General features: G+C 67.8%; 16 protein-coding genes. 12 read left to right on the top strand and 4 right to left on the bottom strand.

All coding sequences use genetic code 11. The features are described from left to right. Positions 1 to 15: 15 nt before the first annotated feature. From DBV14_RS16790 to flgB, 3 genes are read right to left on the bottom strand one after another with little or no spacing between them, the layout of a single operon-like run. Positions 16 to 699, bottom strand: coding sequence for a flagellar hook assembly protein FlgD (locus tag DBV14_RS16790; protein ID WP_124460296.1), 684 nt, complete (start codon positions 697 to 699; stop codon positions 16 to 18). A 32-nt stretch (positions 700 to 731) separates the two neighbouring features. Then, a complete protein-coding gene (flgC, locus tag DBV14_RS16785; RefSeq protein WP_124460295.1) occupies positions 732 to 1148 on the bottom strand; it encodes a flagellar basal body rod protein FlgC in 417 nt (138 codons plus the stop codon). A 44-nt stretch (positions 1149 to 1192) separates the two neighbouring features. Then, positions 1193 to 1600 (bottom strand): flagellar basal body rod protein FlgB, encoded by a 408-nt coding sequence (gene flgB / locus DBV14_RS16780; protein WP_124460294.1) that lies wholly within the window; start codon positions 1598 to 1600, stop codon positions 1193 to 1195. A 219-nt stretch (positions 1601 to 1819) separates the two neighbouring features. Between flgB and flgA the strand changes: the two genes are divergently transcribed. From flgA to DBV14_RS16720, 12 genes are all read left to right on the top strand, one after another. Continuing rightward, positions 1820 to 2599 carry a flagellar basal body P-ring formation chaperone FlgA gene (gene flgA, locus DBV14_RS16775; RefSeq protein ID WP_260397085.1) on the top strand — a complete coding sequence of 260 codons (780 nt, stop codon included), beginning with the start codon at positions 1820 to 1822 and terminating at the stop codon, positions 2597 to 2599. Between the two features lie 82 nt (positions 2600 to 2681). Then, a complete protein-coding gene (gene flgM, locus DBV14_RS16770) occupies positions 2682 to 2978 on the top strand; it encodes a flagellar biosynthesis anti-sigma factor FlgM (protein ID WP_124460293.1) in 297 nt (98 codons plus the stop codon). After that, positions 2975 to 3430 carry a flagella synthesis protein FlgN gene (locus DBV14_RS16765; protein WP_185546037.1) on the top strand — a complete coding sequence of 152 codons (456 nt, stop codon included), beginning with the start codon at positions 2975 to 2977 and terminating at the stop codon, positions 3428 to 3430. The genes flgM and DBV14_RS16765 overlap by 4 nt, the downstream gene beginning before the upstream one ends. 58 nt (positions 3431 to 3488) lie before the next feature. Beyond that, on the top strand, positions 3489 to 3971 hold the full coding sequence (locus DBV14_RS16760) for a YadA-like family protein (RefSeq protein WP_260397084.1): 483 nt from the start codon (positions 3489 to 3491) through the stop codon (positions 3969 to 3971). Between the two features lie 134 nt (positions 3972 to 4105). Beyond that, on the top strand, positions 4106 to 4948 hold the full coding sequence (locus DBV14_RS16755; RefSeq protein ID WP_185546036.1) for a response regulator transcription factor: 843 nt from the start codon (positions 4106 to 4108) through the stop codon (positions 4946 to 4948). A gap of 423 nt (positions 4949 to 5371) precedes the next feature. After that, the gene (locus DBV14_RS16750) at positions 5372 to 6931 is read left to right on the top strand and encodes a long-chain-fatty-acid--CoA ligase (RefSeq protein WP_124460290.1); all 1560 of its coding nucleotides are present in this window, start codon (positions 5372 to 5374) and stop codon (positions 6929 to 6931) included. Between the two features lie 49 nt (positions 6932 to 6980). Then, the gene (locus tag DBV14_RS16745) at positions 6981 to 8165 is read left to right on the top strand and encodes a lipid-transfer protein (protein WP_124460289.1); all 1185 of its coding nucleotides are present in this window, start codon (positions 6981 to 6983) and stop codon (positions 8163 to 8165) included. An 11-nt stretch (positions 8166 to 8176) separates the two neighbouring features. Next, positions 8177 to 8617, top strand: coding sequence for a MaoC family dehydratase N-terminal domain-containing protein (locus tag DBV14_RS16740; protein WP_124460288.1), 441 nt, complete (start codon positions 8177 to 8179; stop codon positions 8615 to 8617). Positions 8618 to 8631: 14 nt separating this feature from the next. After that, positions 8632 to 9051, top strand: coding sequence for a MaoC family dehydratase (locus DBV14_RS16735; RefSeq protein WP_124460287.1), 420 nt, complete (start codon positions 8632 to 8634; stop codon positions 9049 to 9051). A 40-nt stretch (positions 9052 to 9091) separates the two neighbouring features. Further along, complete coding sequence (locus DBV14_RS16730; RefSeq protein ID WP_124460286.1) at positions 9092 to 9922, top strand: SDR family NAD(P)-dependent oxidoreductase; 831 nt, start codon at positions 9092 to 9094, stop codon at positions 9920 to 9922. 3 nt (positions 9923 to 9925) lie between these two features. After that, positions 9926 to 11077: an acyl-CoA dehydrogenase family protein gene (locus DBV14_RS16725; protein WP_124460285.1), complete on the top strand. Its 1152-nt coding sequence runs from the start codon at positions 9926 to 9928 to the stop codon at positions 11075 to 11077. Continuing rightward, entirely contained in the window at positions 11074 to 12096 is a 1023-nt protein-coding gene (locus DBV14_RS16720) for a CaiB/BaiF CoA-transferase family protein (RefSeq protein WP_124460284.1), read from the top strand. Before DBV14_RS16725 ends, DBV14_RS16720 begins: the two co-directional genes overlap by 4 nt. 42 nt (positions 12097 to 12138) lie before the next feature. Here the strand turns inward: DBV14_RS16720 and DBV14_RS16715 are convergent, their stop codons facing one another. Then, on the bottom strand, positions 12139 to 13104 hold the full coding sequence (locus DBV14_RS16715; protein WP_124460283.1) for a branched-chain amino acid ABC transporter permease: 966 nt from the start codon (positions 13102 to 13104) through the stop codon (positions 12139 to 12141). Positions 13105 to 13106: the final 2 nt, after the last annotated feature.

Raw genomic sequence — 13106 nt, 5'->3', positions numbered from 1 at the left:
GGGCGTTTCGGAGACTCAGAGGAACAGGCGCACGTCGGCCAGGCCGATGCTCGCGCCCGAGGCCAGTTCGAGCGTGACGCCGCCGGCGCCCTGCTTGACGGCCGCCACCTGCGAGAAGGTGAGCGCGGTCGACTTCACGGCCACGCCGCCGTTGCTGGCGTCCACCGTGAAGCGGTAGTTGCCCACGGGCACCACGGCGCCGGTGTCGTCCTTGCCGTCCCACGTGACGGCGTTGACGCCTTCCTTCATGGAGCCGGCGTCGATGGTGCGCACCACCTTGCCGGTGTCGTCGACGATCTTGATCTCGACGTCGGCGGCGGTGCCCGGCAGTTGCACGGCAAAGGCCTGCGTGGCCGTTTCCTTGCCTTCTTCGGGCTTCTTGGTAGTGAGCGTATTGCCCGGCGACAGCACGTTGTAGCCAATCAATGAAGTGGCCTGCAGCAGCTGGTTGGCACCGGTCTGGTTGACCAGGCCGGAGAGCGTGCTGTTGAGCTTCTCGATGCCGCTGACGGTGCTCATCTGCGCGAGCTGCGACGTGAGCTCGGCGTTCTGCATCGGGTTCAGCGGGTCCTGGTTGTTCAGCTGCGTGACCAGCAGCTTCAGGAAGCGCTGCTCGCTGTCGGCGTTCGAAACGTTGTTGTTGTTCGTCGCGGTCGAGGCGTTCTGCCCGCTGATGGAAGAGGTATCGGAAATGGCCATGGCGTGTTCGTGTTTTTTTGAAGGGGACCTGTTTACTGGCCGAGGCTCAGCGTCTTGACCATCAGCGTCTTGGCCGTGTTGAGCACCTCGACGTTGGCCTGGTAGCTGCGCGAGGCCGAGATCATGTTGGTCATCTCCTCGACCACATTGACGTTGGGCATCGCCACGTAGCCTTCGGCGTTGGCGTGCGGGCTCTTGGGGTCGAACACCAGCCTGGGCGGCGACGGGTCCTCGACGACGCCCGACACCTTCACGCCGCCGATGTCGCGGTTGCCCGAAGAGGCCACCTCGAACACCACCTGCTTGGCGCGGTAGGGCATGCCGTCGGGGCCGGCCACGCTCTCGGCGTTGGCCAGGTTGCTGGCGGTGACGTTCATGCGCTGCGATTGCGCGGTCATGGCGGAACCCGCCACGTTGAAGATGTTCATGGAATTGCTGGCGAAGGGCATGCGTGCTCCGTGCGGTCTGTAGCGGGTGGCGTGGCGGCTTGGCGCTACTGCTGGACCGCCGACAGCAACGACTTGATCTTGGCGTTGATGATGGTGAGGTTGGACTCGTAGCGCAGCGCGTTGTCGGCGAAGGCAATGCGCTCGACATCCATCTCGACGGTGTTGCCGTCGATGCTCGACTGGTTGGGCGTGCGGTACAGCAGGTCCTTGTCGGGCATGGCCTGCGCCTGGCCGGCCAGGTGGCGCGACGAGGTGACGGCCATCGACACCGACTGCGCGCCACGGCCGCGCTCGACGGCTTCGCTCAGCCGGCTGCTGAAGTCGAAGTCGCGCGCCTTGTAGTTGGGCGTGTCGGCATGGGCGATATTGGCCGCGAGCACCTCCTGGCGTTCAGCCCGGAGGTTGAGGGCTTCGCGGTTGAAGCGAAGCGCCGCATCCAGCTTGTCGATCATCTTTTTTCCATCTCTTGAGTCGTTGCCTTTGCGCGGGGCGCGGCAACCGATGGAAAGCGAGTCTATGCATGCGAGGCTTTTGCAATCGTCCGAACAAAGGGGGTTTTCGCCTGCTGCTCGCACCTTCGGCCAGCGCCCGAATTTTTAAAATTGCACGGCGCCGGACTGTGTCTTCCCTCCCTGGTGCATTGCATTCTTCGCACTCTTTCCATTCACCCGATGAACCTCTACCTGCTGCGGACCCGACTGGCGCGCACCGTGTGGCCGACCCTGATGGCGGCCATGGGTTCGGCCTGCGCGTTCGCGGCCGTCGCGGGCACTGCCACTGCCGTTCCGCCGACGCAGGCACAGACGCAGACGCAGACGCAGGCGCAGGCGCCGGCAACCGACGCCGCCGGCCAGGCCATCGAGAAGTACCTGCAGGTGCAGAGCGCCGGCCTGCCGGGCAAGGTGACGATCAGCTTCGAGGGGCGTGGAACCGCCGCGCTGCCCGCCTGCGAGGCGGCGCCCGAGGTCTTCCTGCCGCCGGGTGCCACGCCGTGGGGCCGGGTCTCGGTGGGCGTGCGCTGCCAGGCCGAGCGGCCCTGGACGCGTTTCGTGCAGGCCCGCGTCGCGGTGGAAGGCAGCTATTTCGTGGCCACCCGCGCCATCGACACCGGCCGGCCGCTGGCCCCGGGCGACGTGGCCGAGCGCACCGGCGACCTGACGCGGCTGCCGCGCTCGGTGGTCACCAGCGCCGCCGAACTGGTCGGCGTAGTGAGCGCCAACCGCATCGCCCCCGGCGCGCCGATCCGCAAGGAACTGGTGCGCGGCGTCACCGTCATCCAGCAGGGCCAGGCCGTGAAGGTCGTGGCCCAAGGCGAAGGCTTCGTCGTCAGCACCGAGGGCAAGGCCCTGAGCGGCGCCAAGGTCGGCGCCGTGGTGCAGGCCAAGACCGTGGACGGCAGGCTGATCAGCGGTGTCGCCAACGAAGAAGGACAGATCCAGCTGACCCAATAGCCCATCCGCCAGCTTCGTGCACGCAATTCCTAAAGTTCTTGCCCAAGCTGCCGATATACGGGTCAGCCCCTGAGGAATCACCTTGAAAATCGATCAACCCGCCCCTTCGGCAACGCCCCTCCATCGAACGCCAGCGCCCGGCGCGGCCCCCGCACCGGCCGGCACCGAGGCCGTCGAGCGCCCGAAAGAAGCGGCGCAGGCTTCCGCGCACGTGCATTCGATGCCCGCCGCCGTGGGCGGCAGCGACTTCGACGCGGCACGCGTGGCGGCGATCCGCGAGGACATTCGCGCCGGCCGCTACGAAATTCGCCCCGAGCGCATTGCCGACGGCCTGCTGGCCAGCGTGCGCGACCTGCTCGATCCGAAGGGCGGGACATGAACACTTTGCTGGCTCACCTGCAAGCGGAGGCCGCCTGCATCGAGGAATTCCTCGGCGTGCTGGACCGCGAAGCCAAGGCGATGTCGGGCGCCGTGTTCACCGACCTGGCCGCCATTGCCGGCCAGAAGACCCGCCTGCTCGACCGCATGGCCGAGCTCGACCAGCAGCGCGAAGCCCTGCAGACGGCCCTGGGCTTCGAGCCCGGCCGCGCCGGCGCGGATGCCGCGGCGGCCGCCGGCGGTGCGGACATGCAGAAGGCCTGGTCCGAGCTGCTGGTGCTGGCCGTGGAGGCCCGCAGCCACAACATGCGCAACGGCTCGATGGTCTACGCGCACCTCGATTTCACGCAGCAGGCGCTTCACTTCCTGCAGGCCAGCGCACAACTTTTCTACGGACCCGATGGCGTTCGCAAGACGCAGACGGGCAGCGGCACGCGGCTCGCCGCAGGCTGACGGCACCGCCACACATTGCCGGCGGGTTGCACCGCAGGTTTTCTTCCAGCCCATCGACATGGTCATTTCACACAGCGGCAGCGCGACAGGCGACGGCAAGGGCAAAAAGCCCGTGCCGCTGGTGCGCCGCGTGCGGGTCGCCCGTGTGCTGGCCGCTTTTTTCTTCTTTCCGCTCGTCGCGGTGCCGCTGTATGCCGGCGCCGCCGGGCTGGCACCGGGCCTGCTGCCGGGCGACGCCGTCAACCTCGGGCAGCTCGAACAGGCGCGCGCCGACGCCGGCGACGTGGCCCGCATCGCCTATTCAGGCACCGCCATGGCCGTGGCCCTGTCGGGCGCCTACGTGCCCACGCTCCACCCCGGCGAAAAGACCGTGGGCCTGGCCATGGGCACCTACAAAAGCTACGCCGCGGCGAGCCTCGGCTTCAAGGCGCTGTCGGACGACGGCCGCACGGCCTGGGGCATGGCCGTGGCCAGCACCGGCAGGGACTGGGGCCTGAACGCAGGCATCGGCTGGAAGCTGCCGCGCGCCGGCGGCCAATGACCGATGCCACAGGTGCCCTTTCCATTGCCCCTCCATCACCACCCCCTCTTGCGCATGGACGCCATCGACATGAAGAACGCTCTTCCGAAGCCAGTGCCCCCGAACGACGTGGCAATGCCGGGCGGAGCGCAACCATGATGGCCGCCCAGGGCACGCGCCAGATCGCGCTGGTGGGTTGCGACGAAGCCCAGCAGGCCGCCTGGGGCAACCGGCTGCGCCTGATGGGCTGCACGCCGGCCGCTTTCGACAACAGCGCCGACTTTCTGCTGGCCGTGACCGGCGGCACCCAGTTCGACCTGCTGCTGATCACGCTGAAGGACGAAGGCGCATGGCCGATCCTGACGGCCATGTGCAAGGCGCTGCGCATTCCGATCTGCCTGATCGCGAGCGCGTCGCAGCGCGACCTGCTGGTCGAGGTGCTGACGGCGGCGGGCAACGATTCGCCGGGCGCGCACATCGACTTTGCGGTGCTGCCCATCGACGACTTCGAGCTGGAACTGCGCGTGCGCGAATCGCTGCGGCGCAACGAGACGCTGCTGCATCCGCAGGCCGTGAGCGCCTTCTTCGGCGACTACCAGTTCCTGGGCAGCCGGCGCGTGGTGGTGCACAAGGGCACGGAGATCCGGCTGAAGCCGCGCGAGTTCGAGCTGGCGCTGCTGCTGTTCCGCAATGCCGGGCGGCTGCTGGAGCGCGACTGGCTGCTGGCCTCGCTGTGGGTGGACGCCAGGATCGAAAGAAAGAGCCGCGTGCTCGACTGCTGCGTGGCCAACATCCGCCGCAAGCTGTCGTTGCACAAGGACAGCGAGTTCATGCTGCACTCGGTGTACGGGCGGGGCTATGAACTGCGCCACCTGCCGACCTCGTCGATGGGCGAGGAAATGAACGGCCACCCGGGCGCGAATGGCTCGGGCTTTCCGGACACGTCGAACGAGCCGGTGTGGCTCGGAGAGATAGAGCGGACCCAGGCGCGGGCCTGAGGGGCCTGAGGGGCCTGAGCCTGAAAAGGCGGCGCCCCGGGGGGGCAGGCCTGCTGCCGCGGAGGCTCGCGCCCTGGCGGCGCGAAAACCACAAATTCGTGACGACCTCCAGCCTCGAGGAACCACCCTTGCGGGCGGGTGCCGAAGCGCCCTCTACCAACGCCAGAAGACCGTCGCCTCCAGTATCGGCGGCCAAGCTTAAGCCGGGCTGAATTGCCCTCGCGCCCTGCCGGGCTTGCGGCACCGCGCTTTCCTTCTTCCCGCCCGTCCCCGTATTTCCAGAGACCCCGGCCCCACGGCGGCCGAATGAGGTCTTTTGCCATCGAAACGATGCGATGCGCACTCGCGCGCCGGTGGGTTGATTTCTACCATGGGCCCTCACAAGGAAGACCACGAATCCACGGGGTCGAACGGAGACAAGCCATGCAACTGACACAAGCCCTGCACCGCGCGATGCAGCAACACCCGGATCGCATTGCCGTGCGCTTCGGCGACCGGCAGCGCACCTTTCTCGAGTTCGGCGATCGCATCGCCCGGCTCGCCGGCGCCCTGCAGCGGCTGGGCATGCAGCCCGGCGACCGCGTGGCCATGCTGTCGCTCAACTCCGACCGCTACCTCGAATACCAGATGGCGGTGCCCTGGGGCGGCGGCGTGCTCAACCCCTGCAACATCCGCTGGTCGGCGGCCGAAATTCTCTATTCGCTGAACGACTCGGGCTCGAACATCCTGCTGGTCGACGAAGCCTTCAGCCCGCTGATCGAGAAGCTTCGCCACGATGCGAGCACGGTGCGCGAAGTGGTGTATTGCGGCGACGGCGATGCGCCCGCCGGCACGCACAGCTACGAAGCACTGCTGGCCACTGCGCAGCCGGTGGAAGACGCCGTGCGCCGGGGCGACGACCTGGCGGGCATCTTCTACACCGGCGGCACCACCGGCTTTCCCAAGGGCGTGATGCTCAGCCACACCAACCTGTACAGCTCGGGGCTGACGATCGTGGCCGAGGGCGTGGCGTTTCCCGACGGCACGTACCTGCATGCGGCACCGATGTTCCACCTGGCCGACATGGGCATCGCCATGGCGCACTGGATCCACGGCAACGCGCATTCGATCGTTCCGGCCTTCAACCCCGAAGGGGTGCTCGACATCCTGGCGCGCGACCGCGTGACGCAGGTGCTGCTGGTGCCGACCATGATCCAGATGCTGGTCGACCACCCCGCCATGCAGAAGCCGCGCGACCTGAGCCAGCTGCGCACGGTGGTCTATGGCGCGTCGCCGATGTCGGAGGCCGTGATCGATCGCGCCATGAAGGCACTGCCGGGCGTCGACTTCGTGCAGGCCTACGGCATGACCGAGCTGTCGCCGGTGGCCACCATCAACCCGGCCCTCTACCACCGGGCGGAGGCGCGCAAGCTGGGCAAGCTGCGCTCGGCCGGACGCGCCAGCTTCGCGATGCAGGTGAAGATCGTCGACCCCGTGGGCAACGAGGTGCCGCGCGGCACCGTGGGCGAGGTGCTGGTGCGCGGCCCCAACGTGATGCAGGGCTACTGGAACCAGCCCGAGCTGACGGCCGCGGCCCTGCGCGACGGCTGGATGCACACCGGCGACGGCGCCTACATGGACGCCGACGGCTTCATCTTCGTGGCCGACCGCCTGAAGGACATGATCATCAGCGGCGGCGAGAACGTGTATTCGGCCGAGGTCGAGAACGCCCTGGCCCAGCACCCCGCCATTGCCGCCTGCGCGGTGATAGGCATTCCCGACGACGAATGGGGCGAGTCGGTGCATGCGGTGGTGGTGCTCAAGCCCGGGCAGGCCGCGGCACCGGCGGAACTCATCGCGCATTGCAAGCAGCTGATTGCCGGCTACAAGTGCCCGCGCAGCGTAGACCTGGTCGAGGCGCTGCCGTTGTCGGGCGCCGGCAAGGTGCTCAAGACCAAGCTGCGCGAACCCTTCTGGCAAGGCCGCGAGCGCGCTGTCGCCTGACGCGCCCGCTTCATTTTTCTCACGTCTTTTCAACCCTCAGGAAACTCCCATGAGCCACGATGTCTTCGTTACCGGGGTCGGCATGATCCCCTTCACCAAGCCGGGCGCCAGCGCGCCCTACCAGGAGATGGCCGCCGACGCCACGCGCCGCGCGCTGGCCGATGCCGGCATCGGCTACGAACTGGTGCAGCAGGCCTACGTGGGCTATGTCTACGCCGATTCGACGGCGGGCCAGAGCGCGCTGTATGAAGTCGGCATGACCGGCATTCCCGTGGTCAACGTCAACAACAACTGCTCCACCGGCTCGACCGCCCTGTTCCTGGCGCGCCAGGCCGTGGCCAGCGGCGCCGCCGACTGCGTGCTGGCGCTGGGCTTCGAGCAGATGAGCCCCGGTGCGCTGGGCTCGGTGTTCGCGGACAAGCCCAGCCCCTTCGCGCGGTTCGACGCGGCCACAGACGAACTGGTCAGCGAAACCGGCATTCCGCTGGCGCTGCGCTACTTCGGCGGCGCGGGCCTGGCGCACATGAAGCAATACGGCACGCAGCTGTCGACCTTCGCGAAGATCCGCGCCAAGGCCAGCCGCCATGCGGCCAACAACCCGGTGGCGCTGTTCCGCAACGTCGTGACCGAAGACGAAGTGCTGGCCACCCCCGTGATGTGGCCCGGCGTGATGACGCGGCTGATGGCCTGCCCGCCCACCTGCGGCGCGGCGGCCGCCATCGTGTGCTCGGCCGAATTCGCGCAGCGCCACGGCCTGGACCGCAGCGTGCGCATCAGGGCGCAGGCCATGACCACCGACCGCCCCATCACCTTCGAGGCGCGCGACATGCGCGAGGTCGTCGGCTTCAGCATGGCACGGGAGGCCGCGCGCCAGGTCTACGAGGCCGCGGGCATCGGCCCGCAGGACGTCGACGTGGTCGAGCTGCATGACTGCTTTGCCCACAACGAACTCATCAGCTACGAGGCGCTCGGCCTGTGCCCGGTGGGCGGCGCGGAGAAGTTCGTCGTCGATGGCGACAACACCTACGGCGGCAAGTTCGTCACCAATCCGTCGGGCGGCCTGCTCTCGAAGGGCCATCCGCTGGGGGCCACAGGCCTTGCGCAATGCACGGAGCTGGTCCAGCAGCTGCGCGGCACGGCGGACAAACGGCAGGTGGAAGGCGCGCGGCTGGCGCTGCAGCACAACCTCGGGTTGGGCGGCGCCTGCGTGGTCACGCTCTACGAACGCGTCTGAAGGGAGCACGCATGATCGACAAGAAATGGATCGGCCACGAGCTGCCCGCGTCGGTGCTGCCCATCGAGCGCAGCCGGCTGCAGTTCTTCGCCAAGGCCATCGGCGAGACCGACCCGGTCTACACCGACGCCGCCGCGGCCCGCGATGCCGGCTACCCCGACCTGCCGGCGCCGCCCACCTTCCTGTTCGCGGCCGAACTGGACTCGGGCGCCTCGGACCAGTTGCTGATCGACCTGCAGATTCCGCTGGCCAAGCTGCTGCACGGCGAGCAGAGCTTCAGCTACCACCGCGCCGCCTGCGTGGGCGACACCGTGACGGTTCGCTCCACCATCAGCGACATCTACGACAAGAAGAACGGCGCGCTCGAATTCGTCGTGAAGACCGCGCGCGCCACCAACCAGCGCGACGAGCTGGTGGCCGAGCTGCGCACGGTCATCGTCTGCAGAAACTGAAGAAAGGCCCGCTCATGACCTCCCCCACCTTCGACTCCGTAAAGGTCGGCGACGAGCTTCCGGCCGTGCAGTTGCCGGCCGTGAACCGCACCACGCTCGCGCTCTTTGCCGGCGCCTCGGGCGACCACAACCCGATTCACATCGACACCGACATGGCGCGCCGCTCGGGCATGCCCGACGTGTTTGCGCAAGGCATGCTGGGCATGGCCTGGCTGGGCCGCGTGCTCACGCAGTGGGCGCCGCAAAGCCGGCTGCGCCACTTCGAGGCGCGCTTCCAGGGCATCACGCACCTGGGCAACGCCATGCGCTGCACCGGCCGCATCGCGGAAAAGACCGAGCGCAACGGCGAACGCGGCGTGCGCATCGAACTGCAAAGCACCAACCAGTTCGGCCAGACCAAGATCGTCGGCGAAGCCTTCGTGGCGCTGCCCTGAACCCCTCCCCTCCCCTCCTTTTCAAGAAGACAAGAACACCATGACACGCAAACTCGAAGGCAAGGTCGCGCTCATCACCGGTTCGGGCCGCGGCATCGGCCGCTCGATCGCACTGAAGCTGGCCAGCGAAGGCGCACGCATCGTCGTGAACGACCTCGACAACGAACCGGCGCAAGAGGCCGTGCAGGCCATTCGCGAGGCCGGCGGGCAGGCCGTGGCCTGTGTCGGCAACGTCACGGCACCCGACTTCGCCGAGCGCTTCGTCGGCACCGCCGTGAGCGAATTCAAGGGCCTGGACATCGTCATCAACAACGCCGGCTACACCTGGGACAACGTGATCCAGAAGATGACCGACGAGCAGTGGTACGCCATGATCGACTGCCACCTGACGGCACCGTTTCGCATCCTGCGCGCCGCGCAGCCCGTGATCCGCGCGCTCGGCAAGGCCGAGACCGAAGCCGGCCAGCGCGTGATGCGCAAGGTGGTCAACATCTCGTCGATGGCCGGCCTGTTCGGCAACGCGGGCCAGGCCAACTACTCGGCGGCCAAGGCCGGCATCACCGGCATGACGCAGACGCTGGCCAAGGAATGGGGCCGCATGAACGTCACCGTCAACTGCGTGGCCTACGGCCTCATCAAGACCCGCCTGACGGGCAACGCGGCCGATGGCGGCACGGCCAACATCGACGGGCGCGACATCAAGGTGGGCGTCAACCCCGACCTGATGGCCGCCATGGAGCGCAGCATTCCGCTGGGCCGCGGCGGCACGCCCGAAGAGGCGGCGGGCGCGGTGTACCTGCTGTGCATTCCGGAGTCGGACTACATCAGCGGCCAGACGCTGGTGTGCAGCGGCGGCCTCACGGGGTTCTGACGCATGCTGCCTCAACTCTTGCGCCACCGGTGGATGGACGAGGACATCGACGCCTTTCGCGAACAGGTGCGCCGCTACGTGGCGGCCGAGCTCTCGCCGCACCTGGACGGCTGGCGCCGCCAGGGCTTCATTCCGCGCGAGGTCTGGCGCCCGTTCGGGCAGATGGGTTTCCTGCTGCCCGAGCTCGATGAAGCCTACGGCGGCGCCGGCGCCTCGCTGGCCTACCAGATGGTGGTGCAGGACGAACTGGCCAAGGCCGAGATTCCCGCCAACACCGGCGTGCACAACCTGGCGGCGCACTACATCCTGGACTACGGCACCGACGAGCAGAAGAAGCGCTGGCTGCCCAAACTCGCCAGCGGCGAGATGCTGGCCGGCATTGCGCTCACCGAGCCCGGTTGCGGCTCGGACCTGAAGGCGCTGCGCACCCGCGCACGGCGCGAAGGCGACCACTACGTGATCGACGGCGCCAAGACCTTCATCACCAACGGCTTCACGGGCAACCTGCTGGTGGTGGCCGTGCGCACCGGCGAAGCGGGCAGCCGAGGCGTGTCTTTGGTGGTGCTCGAGACCGAAGACCTGCCGGGCTTTCGCGTGGGCCGGCGGCTCGAAAAGCTGGGACAGCATGCATCGGACACCGCCGAAATTTTCTTCGACGGCGTGCGCGTGCCGGCCGACCACCTGCTCGGCGGCAAGGAAGGCGATGGCTTCATCCAGCTCATGAGCCAGCTGTCTTACGAGCGCCTGTTCCTGTGCGTGCCGGCCGCCGCGGTGATCGAACGCGCGGTCGAGCTGACCGTGGAATACACGCAGCAGCGCAAGGCCTTCGGACAGACCGTGTTCGACATGCAGAACACGCGCTTCAAGCTGGCCGAGTGCGCGACCATTGCGCATGTGGTGCGCAGCTTCGTCAACGACTGCATCCAGCGGCTGGTCGATGGCACGCTCGACCAGCAGGCGGCCTACATGGCCAAGCTGTGGTGCACCGAGCAGCAGGGCAAGGTGACCGACGAATGCCTGCAGCTCTTCGGCGGCTACGGCTACATGGTCGAGTACCCGATCGCGCGGATGTATGCCGACGCGCGCGTGCAGCGCATCTACGGCGGCACCAGCGAAATCATGAAAGACCTGATCGCACGAAAGCTGGGCGCATGAGCCGCCCGCTGGAAGGCGTGCGCATCGTCGAGTTCGAAGGCATCGGCCCCGGGCCATTGGCTGGCCGCATGCTGGCCGACATGGGCGCTGAAGTGACCGTGATCGCGCGGCCGCAGCAAGGCGCGGTGACGAAGCAGCTCGGCGGCACAGAGGCAAACCCGCTGCGCCGCGGCAAGAAGGTCGTGCTGCTCGATCTGAAGGCCGCGGACGCGGTGGCCGAGGCGATGGCGCTCGTGGCATCGGCCGATGCGCTCATCGAAGGCAACCGGCCCGGCGTGATGGAGCGGCTCGGCCTGGGCCCGGCCGAGTGCGCCGTGCGCAACCCGAAGCTGGTCTACGGCCGCATGACCGGCTGGGGCCAGAGCGGCCCGCTGTCCCAGGCTGCCGGCCACGACCTCAACTACGTCGCACTGACGGGGCTGCTGTCGCTGTCGGCGCACCGGGGCGAGCGGCCCATCGTGCCGCCGACGGTGGTGGGCGATGCCAGCGGCGCGCTAGGCCTGGCCTTCGGCATCGTCTGTGCGCTGCTGGAGGCACGCACCAGCGGGCGCGGGCGCACGGTGGATGCGGCCATCGTCGACATCACGTCGATGCTCGGCGGGCTCGCGCACTGGGTCCATGCGGCCGGACAGATCGGCGGCGAGCGGCCCAGCCCCTTTCACGATGCGCCGTTCTACGACGTGTATGCCTGCGCCGACGGCCGCTACATCACGGTCGGTGCGATGGAGCCGCAGTTCTACAAGCTGCTGCTGGACAAGCTCGGGCTGGCCGATGTAGACCCCGCGCTGCAATACGACACCACGACCTGGCCGGCATTGAAGGCGCGGTTCACCGCGTTGTTTTCCACCCGCACGCGCGACGAATGGAGCGCCTTGCTGGAAGGCACGGACGTCTGCTTCGCGCCCGTGCTCGACCTGGACGAAGCGGCCCGGCATCCGCACCTGCGCGCGCGGGGCACGCTGGCGTTGGCACAAGGTGGTGTGGTCGCAGCGGCGGCCCCGCGTTTTTCAATGCCTTGAGCCAGAGGGCAGAGGGCAGAGTGATGCCGCCGCCGCGCGGCATCACCGCTGCTGCAATTTCTCTTTCCGCCGTTCCAGCAATGCCTGCCACTCCCCCACCAGCCCGCGCCGGAAGAACGACACGCACAGGATGAAGGTCATGCCGATGACGATGGTGACCACGCCGCCCAGCGCCGCAAGCTGGTTCTGCAGGCTGACGACCAGCGTCGCGCCGACCACCGGGCCCCAGCTGGTGCCCAGGCCGCCGAGCAGCGTCATCAGCAGCACCTCGGTCGATGTGCTCAGCATCACGTCGTTGAGCGCCGAGAGTTGCAGCACCAGCGCCTTGAGCGAACCGGCAAGCCCCGCCAGCCCGGCCGACAGCATGAACGCGTAGAGCTTGCATCGGTCGGTGGCGTAGCCCAGCGACACGGCGCGCGGCTCGTTGTCGCGCAGCGCCTTCAGCGCCTGCCCGAACGGCGAATGCACGATGCGATGGGTGGCCAGGAAACCGGCCACGAACACGGCCAGCGTGAAGTAGTACATGTGGTTGTCGTCCGACAGGTCGACCAACCCCAGCAGGTGCCCGCGCGGAATGCCCTGCATGCCGTCTTCGCCGCCGGTCCAGGGAATCTGCACCGCCAGGAAGTAGGCCACCTGCGACAACGCGAGCGTGATCATCGCGAAGTAGATGCCGGTGCGGCGGATGGCCAGCGTGCCGATCAGCCAGCCGATGGCCACGGCAACGGCCACGCCGGCCAGGATGGCCAGCTCGACCGGAAAGCCGCTGGCCGAGAACCGGATCATCAATATGCCGGTGGTGTAGCCGGCCCAGCCGAAGAAGGCGGCATGCCCGAAGGACACGAGCCCGGTGAAGCCGATCAGCAAGTTGAAGGCCAGCGCAAACAGCGCATAGCAAAGCACCTTCATCACGAAGACCGGGTACGCAATTTCCGGAAAGACCGGCACCAGCAGCGCGGGAACCAGCAGCACCAGCAGGATGCGGATGGGCGTCGGAATCGACTTCATGC

This window comes from Variovorax sp. KBW07, from assembly GCF_003852515.1.
Lineage (GTDB): Bacteria > Pseudomonadota > Gammaproteobacteria > Burkholderiales > Burkholderiaceae_C > Variovorax.
The sequence above is the reverse complement of the archived record's forward strand: the minus strand, read 5'-3'. Positions and strand labels throughout refer to the sequence as shown.